Annotated in this window: 15 protein-coding genes; 4 read left to right on the top strand and 11 right to left on the bottom strand. The window is 50.0% G+C overall.

Translation table 11 applies throughout. The features are described from left to right. Positions 1–271: 271 nt before the first annotated feature. Entirely contained in the window at positions 272–427 is a 156-nt protein-coding gene (locus BTJ40_RS22405; protein WP_157954152.1) for a hypothetical protein, read from the bottom strand. A gap of 84 nt (positions 428–511) precedes the next feature. Here BTJ40_RS22405 and soxR point away from each other — a divergent pair, with 84 nt between their 5' ends. After that, positions 512–1,000 (top strand): redox-sensitive transcriptional activator SoxR, encoded by a 489-nt coding sequence (gene soxR / locus BTJ40_RS18290; protein WP_108734419.1) that lies wholly within the window; start codon positions 512–514, stop codon positions 998–1,000. A 98-nt stretch (positions 1,001–1,098) separates the two neighbouring features. Here the strand turns inward: soxR and BTJ40_RS18285 are convergent, their stop codons facing one another. From BTJ40_RS18285 to BTJ40_RS18275, 3 genes are all read right to left on the bottom strand, one after another. Next, positions 1,099–1,824 (bottom strand): dienelactone hydrolase family protein, encoded by a 726-nt coding sequence (locus tag BTJ40_RS18285; RefSeq protein WP_108734418.1) that lies wholly within the window; start codon positions 1,822–1,824, stop codon positions 1,099–1,101. An 85-nt stretch (positions 1,825–1,909) separates the two neighbouring features. Further along, entirely contained in the window at positions 1,910–2,323 is a 414-nt protein-coding gene (locus BTJ40_RS18280) for a VOC family protein (RefSeq protein WP_108734417.1), read from the bottom strand. A gap of 83 nt (positions 2,324–2,406) precedes the next feature. Further along, the gene (locus BTJ40_RS18275) at positions 2,407–3,009 is read right to left on the bottom strand and encodes a LysE family translocator (RefSeq protein WP_108734416.1); all 603 of its coding nucleotides are present in this window, start codon (positions 3,007–3,009) and stop codon (positions 2,407–2,409) included. A 375-nt stretch (positions 3,010–3,384) separates the two neighbouring features. Between BTJ40_RS18275 and BTJ40_RS18270 the strand changes: the two genes are divergently transcribed. Continuing rightward, positions 3,385–4,317: a LysR family transcriptional regulator gene (locus tag BTJ40_RS18270; protein ID WP_108734415.1), complete on the top strand. Its 933-nt coding sequence runs from the start codon at positions 3,385–3,387 to the stop codon at positions 4,315–4,317. A 102-nt stretch (positions 4,318–4,419) separates the two neighbouring features. On the opposite strand, the gene BTJ40_RS18265 is transcribed toward BTJ40_RS18270, so the two are convergent. The 7 genes from BTJ40_RS18265 to BTJ40_RS18235 form a co-directional block, all read right to left on the bottom strand. Continuing rightward, positions 4,420–7,182: a nitrate reductase gene (locus tag BTJ40_RS18265; protein ID WP_108734414.1), complete on the bottom strand. Its 2,763-nt coding sequence runs from the start codon at positions 7,180–7,182 to the stop codon at positions 4,420–4,422. Next, the gene (gene nirD, locus BTJ40_RS18260; protein ID WP_108734413.1) at positions 7,182–7,628 is read right to left on the bottom strand and encodes a nitrite reductase small subunit NirD; all 447 of its coding nucleotides are present in this window, start codon (positions 7,626–7,628) and stop codon (positions 7,182–7,184) included. Before nirD ends, BTJ40_RS18265 begins: the two co-directional genes overlap by 1 nt. An 88-nt stretch (positions 7,629–7,716) precedes the next feature. After that, complete coding sequence (gene nirB / locus BTJ40_RS18255; protein ID WP_108734412.1) at positions 7,717–10,254, bottom strand: nitrite reductase large subunit NirB; 2,538 nt, start codon at positions 10,252–10,254, stop codon at positions 7,717–7,719. A gap of 274 nt (positions 10,255–10,528) precedes the next feature. Beyond that, complete coding sequence (locus tag BTJ40_RS18250; protein ID WP_108734411.1) at positions 10,529–12,301, bottom strand: bifunctional protein-serine/threonine kinase/phosphatase; 1,773 nt, start codon at positions 12,299–12,301, stop codon at positions 10,529–10,531. Next, positions 12,291–13,754: a NarK family nitrate/nitrite MFS transporter gene (locus BTJ40_RS18245; protein WP_108734410.1), complete on the bottom strand. Its 1,464-nt coding sequence runs from the start codon at positions 13,752–13,754 to the stop codon at positions 12,291–12,293. Before BTJ40_RS18245 ends, BTJ40_RS18250 begins: the two co-directional genes overlap by 11 nt. 179 nt (positions 13,755–13,933) lie before the next feature. Beyond that, positions 13,934–14,998 (bottom strand): CmpA/NrtA family ABC transporter substrate-binding protein, encoded by a 1,065-nt coding sequence (locus BTJ40_RS18240; protein ID WP_108734409.1) that lies wholly within the window; start codon positions 14,996–14,998, stop codon positions 13,934–13,936. Positions 14,999–15,005: 7 nt separating this feature from the next. Then, entirely contained in the window at positions 15,006–15,593 is a 588-nt protein-coding gene (locus tag BTJ40_RS18235; protein ID WP_238152055.1) for an ANTAR domain-containing response regulator, read from the bottom strand. A 788-nt stretch (positions 15,594–16,381) separates the two neighbouring features. Here BTJ40_RS18235 and BTJ40_RS18230 point away from each other — a divergent pair. Beyond that, entirely contained in the window at positions 16,382–17,929 is a 1,548-nt protein-coding gene (locus BTJ40_RS18230) for a Re/Si-specific NAD(P)(+) transhydrogenase subunit alpha (RefSeq protein WP_108734407.1), read from the top strand. Between the two features lie 14 nt (positions 17,930–17,943). After that, positions 17,944–19,335, top strand: a complete 1,392-nt coding sequence (pntB, locus tag BTJ40_RS18225) for a Re/Si-specific NAD(P)(+) transhydrogenase subunit beta (RefSeq protein ID WP_192879350.1) — start codon at positions 17,944–17,946, stop codon at positions 19,333–19,335. Positions 19,336–19,431: the final 96 nt, after the last annotated feature.

Raw genomic sequence — 19,431 nt, 5'->3', positions numbered from 1 at the left:
GCTTCTAGGGAGCCACTGAATAACTCCGTGATACCTCTGGCTTGCAGAGCGGTTCACAATCAAGGCGCGGCTTCGCAGGAATGTCTAGACCTTTCAAGAAGTCGCAACGCGGAGTGTGAATCGCTCTGCAAGCCCCGAAGGGCGAGCCTTGAAGGCCACAGCTGCTGCGTTGCAGCTCTTGCAAAGGGCTACGGCCATTTGCGGCGAGCTGCGCCTAACATCTGCAGCCTTCAAGACCCGCAGAGGCATTACGGAGTTATTCAGTGGCTCCCTAGGTCCCTGGGTTTCTCTTCGCGGTATCTCCAGACTCACGTATTTCAGTAGCAAATTTGGGGTTCAGGCTTGCAGCTGCCACTAGTAGTAAGAACAGGTTGGGGGTGGCTTGACTGGCTGGTTGCGCAACGCTGTTTGCTTGGCGCTTTTCCATCACTTTTCTCCCTCGCTTGCATTAGGTTGCGCAGCAGTGTAAAACCTCAACCAATGTTTAGGTCAATGGTTGATAGGCATTTTTATGGCAGCTGAAGAATCGGCCAAAAAAGGAGCTGTAAAGTCAAAGCAAATCAAGCGGGAGCTGACTGTTGGCGAGGTGGCCGAGCGCAGCGGCGTGGCAGTCAGTGCCCTGCATTTCTATGAAAGCAAAGGGCTGATTACCAGCTGGCGGACCTCCGGAAATCAAAGGCGTTACTCGCGGGATGTGTTGCGCCGAGTGGCCATTATTAAGGTGGCTCAGAGTACCGGGATTCCCCTGTCGGAAATACGCGAGGCCTTCGGGGAGCTTCCCAATAAACGCACGCCCAATGCGGGAGATTGGTCATCACTCTCTTCTCACTGGCGTGAAGAGTTGGATCAGCGTATCCAGCAGTTAACCAAGTTGCGCGATGACCTTGAGGGATGTATTGGCTGCGGGTGTCTGTCTATGCAGAAATGCCCTTTGCGCAATCCTGGCGATGAGGCAGCAGAGCAGGGAGGAGGAGCTCGCTATTTGGACTTGGGGGACTAGGAACTTAGCAGTACGCGTATATCGGTAATACTCTGCGAGCTCTCAGAGTCGACTTTAACGACTACAGAGAAATTACCAGTTATATTCTGACACTTGGCTCAAGAGAAAATCTTTTCATAGAACGCCAGTGCTCCTCGCCAGGAGTCCACAGCGGCCTCGCGGTTATAGGCCAGCGGCAGGCCGAACTTTTCTCCCCGGTCTGTTGCGCAGGGGTTGGTAAATCCATGCAGCACACCCGGGTAACTGACCAGCGTTAATTTGGCTTCGGATTCCTGCATCTCAGTGACAAACTGGCCGACCTGATCTGGTGGGACCATTACATCTGCGCCGCCGGTGTAGACTTGTATCTCGGCTTTAATAGGCTTGTTTTGTGCGGGAGTACTTCTGGCCAGCGCCCCGTGGTAACTGACTACGCCGCGCAAGTCCACGCCGACACGAGCCATGGCAAGTACGACTCCGCCGCCAAAACAATAGCCTTGTGCGGCGACCCGGTCCGCGTCCGCCATGGCGTGTTGCTGGAGCAATGACAAAGCTGTGCGGAAGCGCGCTTCCAGGGCTACCGGGTTCTTCAGGGCTTCATCCCTGAACTGTTGTGCTTCCTGTGGATCGTCAGTATTTTTGCCAGCGCCAAACATATCCACAGCAAAGGCGAGATAGCCACAGTTGGCCAGTTTCTCCGCCTGCTCGCGCACAAAGGCATTGTGGCCCCACCACTCGTGTACCAGTAAAACCCCCGGCCGTTTGTCACTGATACTTTCATCCCATGCGAGATAGCCGCAAAAAGTGTCCCCGTTTACGGTGTAATCAATAACTTCCGCTTCCATAGTGAGTCACCTGGCTGATCGAGAAATAAATACTAGTTGGGAAAACCGGTAAAGTGCCTGATTCTCCGCAAGAGTGGCACAAACCTCAGTGGTTGCCAGTGGGTGGCCCTTTCAGTTCAACCATATTGCCCTCGGGGTCTGATATATAAATTGACAGGCCAACTCCATCGGCGCCAAAGCGCTCTTCTGGTGGCGAGAACTTTACCTGCTCCTGTGCTAAAAATGCCTCAATACTCTCCGGATTAAAGGGTTCAACCCGGAAGCAAAAATGATCCAGATTCCGCCCTTCCTTTCCCGGTGCTGCTCCCCCTTTCTGGCCGATAGGTTTATCAACTGGCACTAAATCAATCATGCAAGTGCCTGCACGGAGTTGGTAGAGGCCAATATCGTCCCGTTGGCGCACAATGCTGCACCCAAGAATATTTTGGTAAAAGTCGAGCATGGGTTTAAGGGATTGGACACGCAATACAATATGGTCGATATGGTGGAGCTTAATCATAGGCGGCCCAAGCTTAGTTTTTACTAAGACTAGATGGACCCTAAGACAGTTGTCGAGTGAATAAACCGTTAAAGATTTTTCAGTTAAGCTTTGAAAGCTTGGCCGTAGACAAGGTATACAGCGCAAATAATCAGGAGGCTCCCCATGGATCTGTTGAAAATTTTGCGCCGGTAATGACTCTCTAATAATAGGCGAGCCCGATCCCCGGCAATAGCCCAAATACTTAAAGATATGTAGCAAACCAGAAAGTAAATCAGGGTAAATGTGAGTAGATTGCTGTGGTTATCGCTGCTCGAAAAAATAGACACTCCAGAAAGGCAGGCGATCCAGGCCTTCGGGTTAAGCCATTGCAATAAAAACCCCTGGTAGAAGCGTGGCTCCTGTATCCGCTCAATATCCGCATGATTAGTAGGTGCAGCCGCTATTTGGTAGCCGGTATAAGCCACATAAATTGATCCTGGTATCGCAACATATCGTAATAACTGGGGATAAATTTCTATTGCCTGATAGAGCCCAAGGCCTATAGTCGCAAGTAACAGTGTAAAGCCTATTGTGGCTCCTGATACAAAGGGCAAAGTGCGGATAAATCCATAATTCACCCCGGAGGAAATGATAACCATATTCACCGGCCCCGGTGTAATGGACATAGCCAGGGAAAACCCAAACATAGCGAGAAGTAGTGACATTCGCTGCTCCTGGCAGTTATCAATTGTTTGGAGACTTTAATGGCCTGGTAGGAAAATGATTAGATACTTAAAACTGAAATATATTGTTTATAAAAATTTACTTACTAAAAAGGGAGAAGGAAAGAATACACTGCACTCGGGACCCTATGAGGCATGGATGCCGATTAGGAGCTTACAGGGATGTATTCACTGCGTGTCTCGAGTGCAGTGTATTCTTTCCTTCCACCCCAGTAGTAAGTATGGAAGAGTGTGCTGCATGAGACTGGATGCCGATTACGTGCTAACAGCAATATATTCACAGATCTTCGCAAGAGCGGTGTATTCTTTCCTGTTGACCCAGAAGTATCTTTAGAGAATTCATAGGGAGTTGCTATTGTGCTAAAGGATATTCGCTATTTACTGGTGTTTGCCAAGGTTGTGGAAAGCGGCTCTTTTAGAGGCGCTTCTTCGGAACTGGATATTTCTGTCGCCAGCGTTAGTTCCTATGTGGCGAGGTTGGAGGAAAGTCTTGGCGTTGCGCTCTTGTATCGCAATACCCGCAAATTGTCCCTGACCGAAGATGGGGAAAAGATTTATAAAACGGCACAGAATATATTGGATTTGTACGCTGATGGTCTCGGAGAATACAAAGAGCGAGAGGAACACAGTATCAGTCGGCTTAAAATTGCTATTCCCGCCGTTTTGATCCACAGCCGCTTGCTGAGCAAAATAGTGGGCTTTGTTCGGCGGGATCTGGGGATTCACTTGCAACTTCTATGCAGCGACCAGCACGAGGATGTTATTGGCCGTGGTTTTGACTTGGCAATTCGCCTTGGTAATATGCCCGATAGCAATTTGAAAGCACGTAAGATATTTGAGCTAGAGCGGGTGTTAATTGCCAGTGGCGATATGCTGGATCGTTATGGTTTTCCGAGTCATCCTCGCGACCTTGCAGCCTGGCCCTGGATTGGGCTGACAATGCGGCCCAATCACCGGCAATTTCTACATCGGCAGCGGGGCGAATACGAAGTTAACTACACCCCGGTAGCGACTGTCGACAGCGTTGAAGCTGCTTATCGACTGACGAACTGCGGCCTGGGACTATCGGCGCCACCTCGATTTTTAATAAGCGCACAGGATGATGTACAAGAATTATTGCCAGACTGGCAGCTTCCGAATTTACCCGCCTATGCAGTTAGACCTTCAAACGGAGTCTCTGAAGGTCCTATACAAAAATTGATTGATTATTTGGCCGATAGTGATACTCAGCTGGCCGCCTGCCATCCTCGCGATTTAGCGCAAAAGCTAGCTGCAGAAGTTGTTGATTGATTATCCCGGAAGGTTCTCATTAGTTCTTCGTTAGAAGCCTCTGCCCAAAAAGTTGGCCATTTGCGGGCAGAGGTCCTTTTATTCAAGGGGGAATTTAAAACCCTACTGTGGAATAAATTCCTGAACCATATTTCTTTGGATATTTCTGCCTGTCTTAGCTGGGCCTTGCTTTACCGGAGTTGACTCCATAGATGTGTCTTCAGAGGCATTAACCGTGCGAATAATACTGGCGACTTCTGGTTTGCAGGAACCGCAGCTGGTACCGCAGCCAAGGGTTTCACCCAGTGCCTCGACGGTGTTAATGCCCTGGGCGATGGCCTCCTCTATTTGTGGCCGGGAAACCTGGAGGCAGGTACAAATCATCTTCACACCAGGCTTTATGGGATGAAGCAGTTGCCCCGGTGACTCAGGCAGGGGAGTGGCCAGGTAATTTTCCAGGTGCTGTCGGCTGGGTAATTGATGCCAGTCTTTACCAGAGAAAATCAGCAGTTTTAAGCTATCATCGTAGGCGATCCAGCGCTGACTTTTGGGGGTAACCAATTCCTGCCAGAACAATTGGGGTTGCTCGTCCATTATCCTGGATGTCAGTTCCCGCCCGTGGATAAGTTGGTTCGCGGCAATTTCATAGCGAAAGCCATTTTCCAAGGGGACTCGATACCAGTGCAGGATACTGCTGTCGTTGGCCCGCTGTAACCAATTCCATATTCTATCGGCAGTTTCTTCGGCACAGATCATTGTGGCAAAGTATTCAGCTGCCAGGGGACTGACATTGACGGGAACCTGTTTGAATTCAGGTTGGCCGGAATAGGGATCAATACTGGAGTCCGCCAGGGCACTGGGCTTGGAATCCTGTGAGAAGGTTTCACTCCAGTGAATGGGGGCAAAGATCTCCCCTCTTTTTTGCCCTCCGTTGAGAGCGGCGCGGCCGACCATTTTAGATGAGGCGCTGTTTAACCGAACTAATTCCCCATCGTTAACCTGGAAGCAAGCGGCATCCTTGGGGTTTATTTGTATTTCCGGCAGTTCGCTGTGATCGAGTAATTTTCTTACCCGCCCGGTTCGGGTCATGGTATGCCACTGGTCGCGCATACGGCCAGTATTGAGCCATATGGGGTAGTCGCTGCTGATCTGCTGTTTTGGAGGCTGCGGCGCTATGGGGATAAAGCGCGCACGCTTGTCCGGGGTAAAAAACTGTCCACTGGTGAATAAGCGTTTGCACCCGGCTGGGTGCTCCTGGTTGACCGGCCACTGCACCGGGGCCAGTGCATCGTAATCACTGCGATTGATATTGGCGAGTGCGGAGATATCGAAAGCCCTGGAGCCGTGGTTTTCGAAGCCGGAAAGCTGGGCGTGCTCACGAAAAATATCGGCGGGGTGTGAATAATTAAACTGATCCCCATAGCCCAAATGTTGGGCCAGTCCGCACAGGGCTTGCCAGTCGTGGCGAGCTTCTCCCGCAGGAGATAAAAATCCACGTTGCCGAGATATACGTCGTTCTGCATTGGTGACAGTGCCGTTTTTTTCTCCCCAGCCCGTTGCGGGAAGTAGCAAATCGGCACAGCGAGCGGTATCGGTATTGGCAATACAGTCGGAGACAATAACCAGCGGGCATTTCTGTAGCGCAGCTTTGACTCTATCGGCTTCGGGCATACTGACAGCGGGGTTGGTAGCCATAATCCAAATGGCTTTAATTTTTCCGCTTTCTACCGCGCGGAACATATCCACAGCCTTCATCCCCGGCTTGGTAGCAATTTGATCGGAATTCCAGAATCGTGATACCCGGTCAATATCCTGTTCGTTAAACTCCATATGCGCGGCGAGGGTATTGGCAAGTCCCCCCACCTCGCGTCCACCCATCGCGTTGGGTTGGCCGGTAATAGAAAATGGTCCTGCACCAATTTTGCCCACGCGTCCGGTGGCTAAATGGCAGTTTATGATTACGTTGTTTTTATCAGTGCCGCTGCTGGACTGATTGATTCCCATGGAATAAAAACTAATGGTCTTCTCAGTTGCTGCAAATGCTTGAAAAAATTCCAATAGTTTTTCGATAGATATGCCACAGGTAGCAGCAGTTAATTCTGGCGACCAGTCTTGAGCCGCAGCTAAGGTATCGGCAAATCCCTGTGTATGATTTTTTATGTAGTCAGTATCTAGATAATAGTGCCGGCTGAGAAAACGCAGTAGTCCATTGAATAGTGCCGCATCAGTGCCGGGTTTAATTGCCAGGTGCAGATCCGCCATTTCGCTGGTAGCACTGCCACGGGGGTCGATAACGATCAGCTTTGCAGTACCTGCCTGCATTCGCTGGAATAAGATCGGATGTGTCCAGGCTGCATTGGAACCGATAAGCACGATAAGTTCAGCCTGTTCCAGGTCCTCATAGGAACAGGGTACCGCATCGGCACCAAATGCGCGTTTATATCCCACCACCGCAGAGGCCATACAAAGCCGGGAATTGGTATCAATATTGGCAGAGCCAATAAATCCCTTCATTAACTTGTTGGCTACATAGTAGTCTTCAGTGAGAAGCTGACCAGACAGGTAAAAAGCTACCGAGTCAGGGCCATGGTCGCGAATTGTCTGCTTAAAGGCATCGGCCATATAAGACAGCGCGGTATCCCAGTCACAATCTTTTCCGCGCAGGCGAGGGTGCAGGAGACGGCCGTGTTCGCCCAGTGTTTCACCGAGCGCAGAACCTTTAACGCACAATTTGCCGAAATTTGAAGGGTGCTGGGAGTCGCCACTGACAGCGATTGCGGTGGTATTAGCGCGCTCTTCCTTGTTGACCGAAACCCCGCAACCTACACCGCAATATGGGCAGGTTGTACAGGAGCGGTGCGCACTCAGAGATTCCTGTATCGCCATTACTGTAACTGATTGCTGCCGATGTAAACTGTATCGCCATCAAATGCCAGTGGGTAGGTGGCAAGCCTGATATTGCTGTCTTCCATGCAGACTCCATCGCTTAGGCGAAAATGGTTTTTATACAATGGGGAAGCAATGGTTAACTCCCCTTCCAATTCCGCAATAATTCCTCTTGCAATCACACCAGCTTGTGCGATTGGGTCCCAGTTGTCAACGGCATAAAGTTGTTGATCCTGGTCGGGTAAAAAAAACAGGGCGATGCTTCTTTGATCGACAGTTTTAGTCACTGTATTCAAAGCCTCCATTGGGTATATGGAGGTATCGCCCCAAAGCGCACATACCCCTGAGTTGGTGACCAAATCTGATCGCTGACAGATTGGTGACCATTGGGGGTGGGTTATGGCAACTGAATTTGTGGGATTTTTTTGCAGGGCAGCCAAGCTCATAAGAATTTCCTCGCAGTGGATGGAAAGGATTTAAAAGCGATTAATTTTTTGGAAAAAAAACCGGCGGCTTGCGTCGCCGGGTGAATCGTCAGGCGGACTCCGCAGCTTCCACAATCTCATCAGTGGTCGCTGGACGCGGTTGTCCACGTTCTTTAACGAAAACAATTTTTTCATCAGTTTCGTTACTGTTAACGAACTGTCGGAAGCGCTTCAGTTTTTCTGGATCGTTAATGGCGGTTTTCCATTCGCACTGATAGGTATCTACTACACGGGCCATCTGGACTTCCAGCTCAGCGCAAATTCCCAGCTTGTCTTCGATAATTACCTCGCGCAGGTAATCCAGGCCGCCTTCGAGGCTTTCCAACCAAACAGATGTGCGTTGTAATTTGTCCGCAGTGCGAACGTAGAACATCAGGAAGCGGTCGATATAGCGGATAAGTGTTTCGTCATCCAAGTCAGTGGCAAATAAATCTGCGTGACGAGGGCGCATACCGCCATTGCCACACACAAACATATTCCAACCATTCTCAGTGGCGATGACTCCTACATCTTTGCTCTGTGCCTCAGCGCATTCACGGGTGCAGCCGGAAACGGCCATCTTGATTTTGTGTGGAGAGCGCAGACCTTTGTAACGATTTTCCACCTGAAGGGCCATGGAAACGCTGTCTTGAACCCCAAAGCGACACCAGGTGCTGCCAACACAGGATTTGACCGTTCGTAAGGATTTACCATAGGCATGACCGGTTTCGAAACCGGCATCGATCAGTTTCCGCCAGATTTCTGGCAGTTGTTCCAGGCGTGCACCAAACAAGTCGATACGCTGGCCACCGGTAATTTTAGTATAGAGGTTGTAGCGTTTGGCCACTTCGCCGATCACGATTAACTTGTCCGGTGTGATCTCGCCGCCGGGAATACGCGGAACTACGGAATAGCTGCCGTTTTTCTGCATATTCGCCATAAAAGTATCGTTGGTGTCCTGCAAGCCCACATGAGATTGCTCGAGGATATGCTCATTCCAGAGGGAGGCGAATATAGATGCCGCTGCGGGTTTACATATTTCACAGCCGCGACCTGAACCGTGTTTACCTAATAATTCAGTAAAGGTTTTTATTTCCTCTACCTGGATAATGTGGAATAACTCCTGGCGAGAGAATGAGAAGTGTGCGCATAGGTGATTGTTCACTTCCATACCCAGCGCCGCCAACTCTTCGTCGACAATATTTTTCAGCAGCCCAGCACATCCGCCACAACCTGTGGATGCTTTTGTTGCATCTTTAACATCAGCCAGTGAGTGACAGCCACCGGCAACGGCATCGATTATTTGGCCCTTGCTCACATTGTGACAGGAACATACAGTAGCAGAGGAGGGGAGTGCAGCTGCACCCAAACCGGGAGTGGCACCGTCTGCTGCAGGTAAAATTAATTGTTCCGGGTGTTCGGGCAGATCAATATTGTTGAGGTGATATTGCAGAAGGGTGTCATAGTCATCCGTATCTCCTACCATCACCGCGCCTAAGAGCTTTTTTCCTTCGCTGTCGGTGATCATACGTTTGTAAATGCCGCTCTGCTCGTCCACAAAAGTAATAGCGGCAGCACCTTCGGTGCGACCATGAGCGTCGCCGATAGATCCAACCTGCACACCCAGGAGTTTTAGTTTGGTGCTCATATCGGCACCGCTAAAACACTCCTCTCCGTCGGTCAGTTGAGCGACAGCGGTACGCGCCATGCTGTAGCCGGGAGCGACCAGGCCAAAAATTTTCTGATCGTAGAGGGCGCATTCGCCGATAGCGAAAATATTCGGGTCTGAAGTGCGGCAGCTGCTGTCAATTACGATACCGCCGCGTTCGCCAACTTCCAGCCCGCTGGATTTTGCCAGCTCGTCCTGAGGGCGAATGCCTGCGGAGAAAACAATCATATCGGTAAGCAGTTCTTTATCCCCCTTGAACTGCATACGCAGGCGGCCGTCTACTTCTTCTATCAATTCAGTAGCGGTACTTGTGTGTACTTGGACCCCGAGCGCTTCAATTTTCGTTCTTAACAGAGCGGAACCACCATCATCTAGCTGGGTGGCCATAAGGCCCGGGGCGAACTCGACAACATGTGTATCGAGCCCCAAAGCTTTCAGGGCATTGGCGGCTTCCAGGCCCAGTAGGCCACCGCCGACAACAACACCACTTTTAGCGGTAGTGGCAACTGAACGAATGGAGTCCAGGTCTTCCAGGGTTCGATAGACAAAGCAGCGCTGGTGTTGGTGTCCGGGTATTGGTGGAACAAACGGGTAGGAGCCTGTGGCTAATATTAATTGATCATAAGAGTGACAGGCTCCGCTTTCTGCAGTGACAGTTTTATTTTCTCGATCAATTTGCACCACTTTGTCATTGAGCAGGATATTAAATCCCCACTGCTGATACTGCAGTAAATCTCCCATGGACAAATCTTCAGCGGTGCGCCCGGCAAAGTATTCGGAGAGGTGAACCCGGTCGTAAGCGGGGCGGGGTTCTGCACAGAATATGGTGATATCAAACTGGTTAGCTCGTTGATGATTGGCGAGCTGCTCCAGGAAATGGTGCCCGACCATACCGTTGCCAATCACAATCAGCTTTTGATGTTGAACATTTTCCGTCATTTACAATCCTGCCGTCTCGATTCGTTTTGTTCGGCAGAGAATGAGCCCGACTGGAATGGCAAGGGGGCCTCCTCTTCTGCCGAAGAGTACAGGCGCCGTTGCCTCGTAAGGGGGATTAATTTGTTGGTAATTAAATACATTCAAACTCTGTGCCAATTTTTTATTAGTAATAATGGTGTTTTGGCCTGATTGTCCACAATTTTTGCGACAATGTGGTGCATTTAATTATTTTTCTGCGCTGCAAAAGGGCTTAATCGAATATTGTGTGCTAACGCTAAAATAAATAGAAAAGATGGGACAGCAGTAAAATTACTGTTAACAGCTGCCAAATAAGTAGCGGGTTACTTTCCAGTAGTGGACGTTTTTGTGGTGGCTTGAATTCAGGGTTGGGAGTTTGCAGGTCATGAATAAACTCTGACAGTGCGTTGTAGCGTTTCTTGGGATCTGCTGCACAGGCTTTTTGCAGAGCACCGTCAATCCAATAGGGAATGTCGTCTCGATACAAAGAAGCGCGGTTGAAGCGCATTTGGCTGTAACTTTTCAGTTGGTAATGATAGCTGCCCAAGCGCTCTGGGTAGGGATACTTACCAGTGAGTAATTCGTAAGCGATAACACCAAGTGAAAAGATATCAGAACGGTGGCTGGCGCTATCGCCAAAAAAGAATTCAGGAGCAGCATAATTTTTGCTGCCGGGAGCACATTCACCAGACAGGTGTAACTGCTCCCTGAGCCCAGGCCCATCGGCGCCGCCGAGATCGATGATTACCAATCGCCCATCGTGACGCATCATAATATTTTCTGGCTTGAGGTCACCGTGTACGATTTCCATTCGCTGCAGGCTCCGTAGCGCGCTGACCAACTGGCTCAGTAATTCCCTCACTTGGGGAATCGGTGGTTGGGGGTTTAATTGCATCCACTGACGCAAGGTTTGTCCTTCAATATATTCGAGAATATGATAAAGACAGCGCCGTTCTTTAGCCGGTGCAAAAACTTTAATAATTCCGGGGTGGGAGATTCGCCGTCCTGTCCATTCCTCAGCAATAAATCGCTCTATATAAAGTGGATCATCACAAAAATTGACTGAGGGGGTTTTTATCACTCGAAGTGAGTCGGTTTCCTGGTCTCTAGCCAGGTACAGGTGGCTCCGGCTACTGGCATGTAGTTCCTGTAAAATAATGAAGTTGTCGAGCCGTTGTCCGGGGTGCAGATCTGGTGCGAAGGGTAATTCCCGATTTCGCATAGCCAGTTCGTCGCACTGAGGAAGCCCCACAGAATTAACCCGGCAAATGACAGCACTTAAGTTGTCGGTAGAGCCTGCTTGTAGGGCTTTATCGATCAATCGTTGGGGGGTGAGTTCGGAGAAGTTGAGGAGTAGTTCGACTATTTCACGATCCGTCAGGAAATCGTGGATACCATCACTGCTAATCAGGAAAACATCTCCGGGCTGCAATTCTTCGCAGCGGTAATCCACATCAATATGGGCATCCATACCCAGGGCTCGGCTCAAAAAGGTGCGTCCAGGTCCAAGTCTGTGGCTGTGATCGCGGCTCAGGCACTCTAACTTTTCATCGCGCAGTCGGTAGATTCGGGAGTCACCAATATGAATCAGGTGAGCGCTGCTCCCTTTAAATATTGCCGCGGAAAAAGTAGTTAACCAGCCCCGTTTAATCTCGGCACTGCCACCACTTTGTCGAAATAGCCAGCTGTTGAGAGAGTGTAAAACCCTTGCAACGGCATGCTTAGTGGACCAGGTTTCCGGGGTGCTGTAATAGTCGGAGAAAAATCCATTGATGGCGGCGCGGGCTGCTTCACCGCCGGCTTCGGCATTGGCAACGCCGTCGGCCACCGCGGCGAGGCTGCCGTGGCGCTGTAATTCTGCACCTTCAGGCAGTCGCACTGCGCAGGCATCGTCGTTGTGTTGGCGATGGCCAGCGCAGGAGGCACTGAACAATTGCAGTGCCCTGTTATTGCATTGCGAACTGCCAGCTGCTGGGGGCCCTTCATTAGAGGAGCCCACTGTGATTGATGTACCGTTATCAGGCGACATCAATCATGGAGACGCTGCCATCAGGGTGTACTTCTGCCATTTGTCCCTCTGGTTCTTCCAGTAGAAGCAGTGCGGCAAAGCCGAGCAGTGCAGTAGCACAGATTACCAGGAAAAAGGTCTGGTAAGACACCATGCTCAGAACGGTGAGATAGAAAACCGCACCCACATTACCATAGGCACCGGTCATACCAGCAATCTGCCCGGTGAGGCGGCGTTTGATTAAAGGCACTACAGCGAATACAGCACCTTCCCCAGCCTGTACAAAGAAAGAGCAGGCCATAGCGGCAGCTACCGCCAGGTACAGTGGCCATTCGGCGTCAATCAGGCTCATGGTGAAATAGCCTAGTGCCAGGCCAGCAGTAAGAACCAACAGGGTGGACTTCCGCCCCCAGCGGTCACTGATTAACCCGCCGGCAGGGCGCGACATCAGATTCATAAAGGCATAGGCGGAGGCCAGCAAACCGGCTTTTACCGGATCAAGGGTAAAGGTCTCGGAGAAAAATAGTGGCAGCATGGACACCACTGCTAACTCGGAACCGAAAGTTGCGAAGTAGAGCAGATTCAAAACGGCTACTTGCTTAAACTTATAGCGGTGAACGGGTGCCGGAGGGTTGCTGAGCACCTCTCGATTAATGCTGTAGGTTTTACGTGCATCCAGAAGATAGAGTAATGCCAGGCCGGTATAAATCAGGTTGGCGGTAAGGTTGGATATTAATGCTACCCCGCTGGATAATTTCCAGGTGAGCAAGGCCAGCGCCGCATACATGGGCACTTTCATCACCAGTAGCAGGATAAAGTCGCCGCTGCTGGTTACTTCCATTGCGCCGATTTTTTTTGGTTTGAAATAGGTTGAACCCTTGGGAGTATCAGTCACTGAGAAGTAATAAATTACGCTATAAATCAGTGCGATAACACCGGTGAGGCCAATAGCGTAGCGCCAGCCGTTATCACCGCCAAAGAACAGAGCGATGGTGGGTAGGGACATGGCGGCGGCTGCCGAGCCAAAATTTCCCCAGCCTCCATAGATACCCTCAGCCGTGCCCAACTGGCGGGCGGGGAACCACTCTGACACCATGCGAATTCCCACAACAAAGCCCGCGCCAATAAAGCCCAACAGGAAACGTCCAATTGCCGCCTGCATAAAGTTATCTGCCAGGGCAAAAATAAAACAGGGCACACTGCCGATTGCCAGCAGTAGTGAGTAAGTAAGCCTGGGGCCATATTTATCGGTAAGCATCCCGATCACAATACGTGCGGGAATTGTTAGGGCGACATTTAAAATCAGCAGGGTTTTTACCTGGTCCGGTGTTAATGAAAGGCTTTTTGAGATGGCCATTAACAGGGGGGCGTGGTTAAACCAGGCAAAGAAAGTGATAAAGAAGGCCACCCAGGTTAGGTGGAGAACTTTTATCTTCCCGCGGAACGAGAATAGATTGAGTGAGTCACTGGACATGCGCATTTCCTTTGTTTGCTAATTCCCAGGCACAAAAAAAGCCCAAGGCTGCAGCTGGTTAGCTGCAGACAATGGACTTCGTTGCCCGTTATGTTCGGCGAACAACCGCTTCACCGCGCTGATGCGCCTGAGGGAAGGCAATTGCATCATCGAATTATTTCCATTCAATTAGTGTGCCACTATTTATTTGCGAGCAGGAAGTCCACTGTTTGTCGGTAGAGATCTGTACGGAAGGCTTCAGCGGCTCGGAATTTTGAGTCCTCCAGATTTGAATACATTTCCAGAAGTTGCCAAGCTTTTTCCTGACTTGGGCGACCGCAGTCGTTATCGATATGAGCAAAGAGGTGCCAGCCGGGATTGGCGAGGATATGGCGGTCGCGCCGATAGAGAAGCTGGTCATTGAGGGAGCGTTGGATCAGATCTTCAGGCAGGTTGAGGTACTGCCCCTGGGATAAAAGCCTCGCAGCTACTCCCCTATTTGCACGTGTGGCAAGCCAGGTACAGGCTTGAAGAAGGGCAGCCCTGAGCGCCAGGTGGGTTGCGGGGTTAGCTTGATGCCAGCTGTCGGTAACAGTCAGGACTTTCTCCGGCATGGCTGGCAGCAGTGTATTGCAGGCTGCAACAACCACGCCGGACCCTTTATGTGCGGCGAGGGAATTCCAGGGCTCGCCGACGCAGTAGCCATCTATGACGCCACTGTGAAGGTTCTCCAGCATTTGTTCGGGTGGTAGTACAACCAGTTTTATATCCCGGTCGGGATCGATATCGGCGGATCGCAACCAGTAGCGCAATTGTAGGCTGTGGCTGGAAAAAGGATACACCGTAGCTAGCCTGACTGTGGGGGGGGATTTATTATCGTGAAGGTAACGCTTCAGTGCCGAGGCAATATCACTTTGCGAATCACCATCGCAGTAATTTTGCAGACGCTGGAATAACTCAGCCGATAAGGTAATAGCGTTACCGTTACAGCTGAGAATTAATCCAGTTAATAACCGTTCGTGGCAATTAGGTAATGCTTGTTCCAGCGTCAGAGGCATGGGGGCGAGCATCGCTGCAGCATCCGCTTTACGAGCAATTAATTTATCCCTCAGGGTGGCCCAGCTTGTCTCTCTTTGCAGCTGTACCTTTAATCCATATTTTTGGAAGTAGCCTCGTTCCTGAGCGACAATCAGCGGTGCGCTGTCGGTCAGGCGTAAGTAAAGCAGTTTGACGGTCTTCTTTTCCGGGCACAGAAGGGCTGACATCGGTACTCTAACGCTCATTCTGGAAATAGTGAATAATTTGCTCAGCAACTGCATGAATAGTTGAGTTACTGTTCATTGCGAGGTTGCGCAGGGTTTTATGGGCATCCTCTTCACTGAGGTTTTTCTTCGCCATTAATAGGCCTTTAGCCCGCTCGATGGCTTTTCGCTCAGTTAGTTGCTGCTTGGTGCGTTCAAGAGACAGGCGCAATTGTTGGAAGTGTTTGAATTGTGCCATGGCGATTTCTATCGCCGGTGCCACGCGCTCAGGGGTTATTCCCTCAGCCATATATGCACTCACACCAGAGTCGACAGCGCGGCTGATAAAGTCTGCATTGCCGCTACTCGAAAACATGGCTACCGGAGTAGGGGCTTCTCGATTGACTATGGCCAGGCTTTCTAAAATATCCCGGTCTGGAGATTCGATATCAATCAGCACAATATCTGGACGGTATTTCTCAACCTGGAAGAGCAGCCCTTCAGCACTGCTAATCTGTGCGAGAACACTGTAGCCAGCAGCACGTAATCGCTCACAAACCAAGTGGGCTCGCTCGGGATCGTCATCAACCAGCATGATTCCAGGGCTTGGATTAGTCACAGTTTACAGCGGCGCTCATCTAATAATTTTTATTGGGCTTTCCCAATTTTTAATCAATAGTTGTGCCAAATACGCTGAAACAGGTGAGTGAATATATTTCTCTAATTCCATGAGGTAAATCTTGTAGTTACTGCTTTTTCCTGGTGCGTCATTCTGCGGATATTGTTTTTCCTGCACAAGTAGGGGGCCTACTCAAATTTTTGGACAGAAAACTGTGAACTGGTTTTACTAAGGCAGATTTATCTGCATTTTGACAGCTGGTACGAATTGACTATCACTTGGCGCCTTATTTTTTATTACAAATATAATAGGCAAGGAGTCTTTATCGATATTATTTGGTTAGCCTGATACTCTGAAAGGGATGATTATTGCTTTAAAAAATAGCTGACAGTGCCTGTTTTCCTGTGAAATTTTGATTATTCAGTGGTATCAGTTCTACAGAAGGTTGTTTTTTAGATTCAACTTTTCTAATGAATTACCGGGTAGCGAAGTGAAAATTACTCACAGAGCTGTATTTTTAAGTATTTCTGGCAAGGGGTAGTTAATATTCATTTTCAAAGAGAAAAGGTTGCAGATGAGACAGATTTGTAGGTATTCATCTCAGCTCTATATAGCCTTTCCTGCATTTGTAGTCTTATTAATTTCACCAATTATGGCTATCAGGTTATCCCTCTTTTCATACCTCGTGACGACGTTTACACTCGATCTGTTTATAAATTGGGCAATCCAATACTTTTTGAGGTAGATGTAGCTGTAAGTTCATAAAACCAACTAAGAGGGGCACGGCGGTGATTATAGCCATACCTAGAGAGACCGCAGAGGGGGAAGCACGCGTTGCAGCAACCCCCGATAGCGTAAGACGATTACGCGATTTGGGTTTTTCCGTAGCGGTGGAGAAGGGGGCTGGTAACAGGGCCAGTTTTACTGATGAAGCTTATGCTGAAGCCGGTGCAGAAATCCGCGAGGATATACAACAGTGCCTGGCCGATGCGGGTATAGTACTAAAAGTACAAGCACCAACTGATCAAGAGTTGGTTTTGATTCCCAAAGGGGCTACGTTGATCGCCTTTCTGAAACCGGCACAAAATGCCGAGTTCCTGCAGAAGCTCGCCGAGCGCGATATCAATGCACTAGCGGTTGAGTCGATTCCAAGAATTTCCCGTGCGCAAAAAATGGATGCGCTCAGCTCCATGGCAAATATTGCCGGTTATCGTGCGGTTGTAGAAGCGGCTCATAATTTCGGTCGTTTCTTTACCGGGCAGATCACAGCAGCAGGAAAAATTCCCCCCGCAAAAGTGCTTGTTATTGGTGCTGGCGTAGCGGGCCTCTCCGCAATTGGTACGGCAAAAAGTATGGGGGCTATTGTGCGAGCCTTCGATACCCGTGCTGAAGTGCGCGAGCAGGTGGAGTCTATGGGGGCTGACTTCCTTACTGTTGAGATTGAGGAAGAAGGCTCCGGTTCCGGTGGTTATGCCAAGGAGATGTCCAAGGAATTTATTGATGCTGAAATGGCACTGTTTCGCGAGCAGGCCAAAGAAGTGGATATTGTGATCACTACTGCCTTGATCCCGGGAAAACCCGCTCCCAAGTTGTGGCTTGCAGATATGGTCGACAGTATGCCTAAGGGCTCTGTGGTCGTGGATTTAGCGGCGGAAATGGGTGGTAACTGTGACTATACGGTGGCTCATGAAAAAGTGGAGCACAATGGCGTCACCATTCTCGGTTATACCAATTTGCCCAGCCGTGCAGCTGCTCAATCTTCACGCTTGTATTCCACCAATCTTGCTCATCTGCTTGGGGAGTTGACTCCAGAAAAGGATGGGGAGATTGACCTTAACTTTGATGATGAAGTTATTCGCGGTGCCACGGTGGTTAAATCTGGTGAGATTACCTGGCCCCCGCCCGCGCCAAAAATTTCTGCCCAACCCCAGCCATCGGCGAAAGCTGCTGAAGAAGTAAAAATTGTTGAGGGGAAAGCTGAGAAGCGAAAGTCTCCCCTGTCTATTTTTGCTTTCTGGGCTGTTGCTGCAGTTTTATTGCTGTGGTTGGGACGTGTGGCCCCACCGGATTTTGTCTCTCACTTCACCGTATTTGTCCTGGCAATTTTTGTCGGTTGGCAGGTGATTTGGAATGTGACTCACGCGCTACACACGCCACTTATGAGTGTTACTAATGCAATTTCCGGTATTGTTATCGTTGGCGCGCTGGTACAACTGGGCGTTACCGGTTCAGGTTTGGTTAGTTTGCTCGCATTTATAGGGGTGCTGGTTGCCAGTATTAATATATTCGGTGGTTTCTTTGTGACCTACCGCATGTTGAAAATGTTTCGCCGGTAAGGGAGAGGTGAGTGATGAACGGTATGATTGCAATGGCTTATCTCTTCTCTGCAGTGATGTTTATTTTGAGTCTCGGAGGCTTATCCAGCCACGAGACTGCACGCAGGGGAAATATTTATGGAATGGTGGGAATGGCAGTTGCCATTATCGCCACGATAGCTGGAGTGGCCGCTGGAGCCTATTGGATGGTGGCGATCGCTATGGTCGTCGGTGCGGTGATTGGGTTGGCACTGGCGAAGCGTGTAGCTATGACCCAAATGCCACAGATGGTGGCCCTGCTACACAGCTTTGTCGGTCTCGCTGCAGTTTTGATTGGCTGGGGTGGTTTCCTGGATCCTATTGTGGAGTTGCATGGTTCCGCCCACGTTGTCCACAGCACTGAGATATACCTGGGAGTATTTATTGGGGCAATTACACTGACCGGCTCTTTGGTTGCTTTCTGTAAGTTACAGGGACTGGTTTCAGGGAAGCCTCTGATGCTACCGGCCCGCCACTGGCTCAACCTGATTGCCATTTTGGCTTGTATTGTTCTTGGTGTGCTGTTTGTACCGGCAGAGGTAAATGCGGGTACGGTTATCAATTTGGTGATAATGACTGCGATTGCTTTGCTATTGGGCGTTCACCTGGTGGCCGCTATTGGCGGAGCTGATATGCCAGTGGTTATATCCATGCTGAATAGCTACTCCGGTTGGGCTGCTGCGGCTACCGGTTTTATGCTGGGCAATGACCTGCTGATTGTAGTCGGCGCACTGGTCGGCTCTTCCGGTGCCATCCTCAGTTACATCATGTGCCGGGGAATGAACCGCTCTTTTATCAGCGTTATTCTTGGCGGATTTGGTTCTGATGGCGGTGAGGTTGCCGATGAAGAAGTTGATGGTGAAGTCGTTGCCTTTGATCAGCAGGAGTTGGCTGATGAGCTGAGTGCAGCGGATAGTGTGATTATTGTGCCCGGGTTTGGGATGGCAGTTGCCCATGCACAGCAAGCTGTCAGTGACCTGACAGATCGATTGCGAAAAATGGGAAAAACTGTTCGCTTTGGCATTCACCCTGTAGCCGGTCGTCTACCAGGACATATGAATGTCCTTTTAGCCGAAGCTAATGTGCCCTACGACATCGTTATGGAAATGGATGAAATCAATCCAGATTTCCCCGGTACTGATCTGGCCTTGGTAATCGGTGCTAACGATACAGTAAACCCTGATGCAGTGGAAAAGCCTGGGTCTCCTATCGCGGGTATGCCAGTACTGGAGGTGTGGAAGGCCGGTAAGGTAGTTGTCCTCAAGCGCTCTATGGCTTCGGGGTATGCTGGTGTTGCAAACCCACTGTTTTACAAAGAAAACGCGCGGATGCTGTTCGGTGATGCAAAAGACAGCCTGCAGGGTGTTTTGGGAAAAGTCAGCAGTTAATCACTGAATTGGGTTACGAAAGGTAATTTACCTATTTTGTACTGAAGGGCCTGGAGGGGTAGAGACTGGAAACTGCCTCTTTGGGCCTTTCTGTAT

Origin of the sequence: Microbulbifer sp. A4B17, assembly GCF_003076275.1 — a bacterium.
Classification (GTDB): domain Bacteria; phylum Pseudomonadota; class Gammaproteobacteria; order Pseudomonadales; family Cellvibrionaceae; genus Microbulbifer.
The sequence above is the reverse complement of the archived record's forward strand: the minus strand, read 5'-3'. Positions and strand labels throughout refer to the sequence as shown.

Coding starts and splice junctions, on each gene's coding strand:
- BTJ40_RS22405 (WP_157954152.1), bottom strand. CDS start 427: ATGGAAAAGCGCCAAGCAAACAGCGTTGCGCAACCAGCCAGTCAAGCC.
- soxR (WP_108734419.1), top strand. CDS start 512: ATGGCAGCTGAAGAATCGGCCAAAAAAGGAGCTGTAAAGTCAAAGCAA.
- BTJ40_RS18285 (WP_108734418.1), bottom strand. CDS start 1,824: ATGGAAGCGGAAGTTATTGATTACACCGTAAACGGGGACACTTTTTGC.
- BTJ40_RS18280 (WP_108734417.1), bottom strand. CDS start 2,323: ATGATTAAGCTCCACCATATCGACCATATTGTATTGCGTGTCCAATCC.
- BTJ40_RS18275 (WP_108734416.1), bottom strand. CDS start 3,009: ATGTCACTACTTCTCGCTATGTTTGGGTTTTCCCTGGCTATGTCCATT.
- BTJ40_RS18265 (WP_108734414.1), bottom strand. CDS start 7,182: ATGGCGATACAGGAATCTCTGAGTGCGCACCGCTCCTGTACAACCTGC.
- nirD (WP_108734413.1), bottom strand. CDS start 7,628: ATGAGCTTGGCTGCCCTGCAAAAAAATCCCACAAATTCAGTTGCCATA.
- nirB (WP_108734412.1), bottom strand. CDS start 10,254: ATGACGGAAAATGTTCAACATCAAAAGCTGATTGTGATTGGCAACGGT.
- BTJ40_RS18250 (WP_108734411.1), bottom strand. CDS start 12,301: ATGTCGCCTGATAACGGTACATCAATCACAGTGGGCTCCTCTAATGAA.
- BTJ40_RS18245 (WP_108734410.1), bottom strand. CDS start 13,754: ATGTCCAGTGACTCACTCAATCTATTCTCGTTCCGCGGGAAGATAAAA.
- BTJ40_RS18240 (WP_108734409.1), bottom strand. CDS start 14,998: ATGTCAGCCCTTCTGTGCCCGGAAAAGAAGACCGTCAAACTGCTTTAC.
- pntB (WP_192879350.1), top strand. CDS start 17,944: ATGAACGGTATGATTGCAATGGCTTATCTCTTCTCTGCAGTGATGTTT.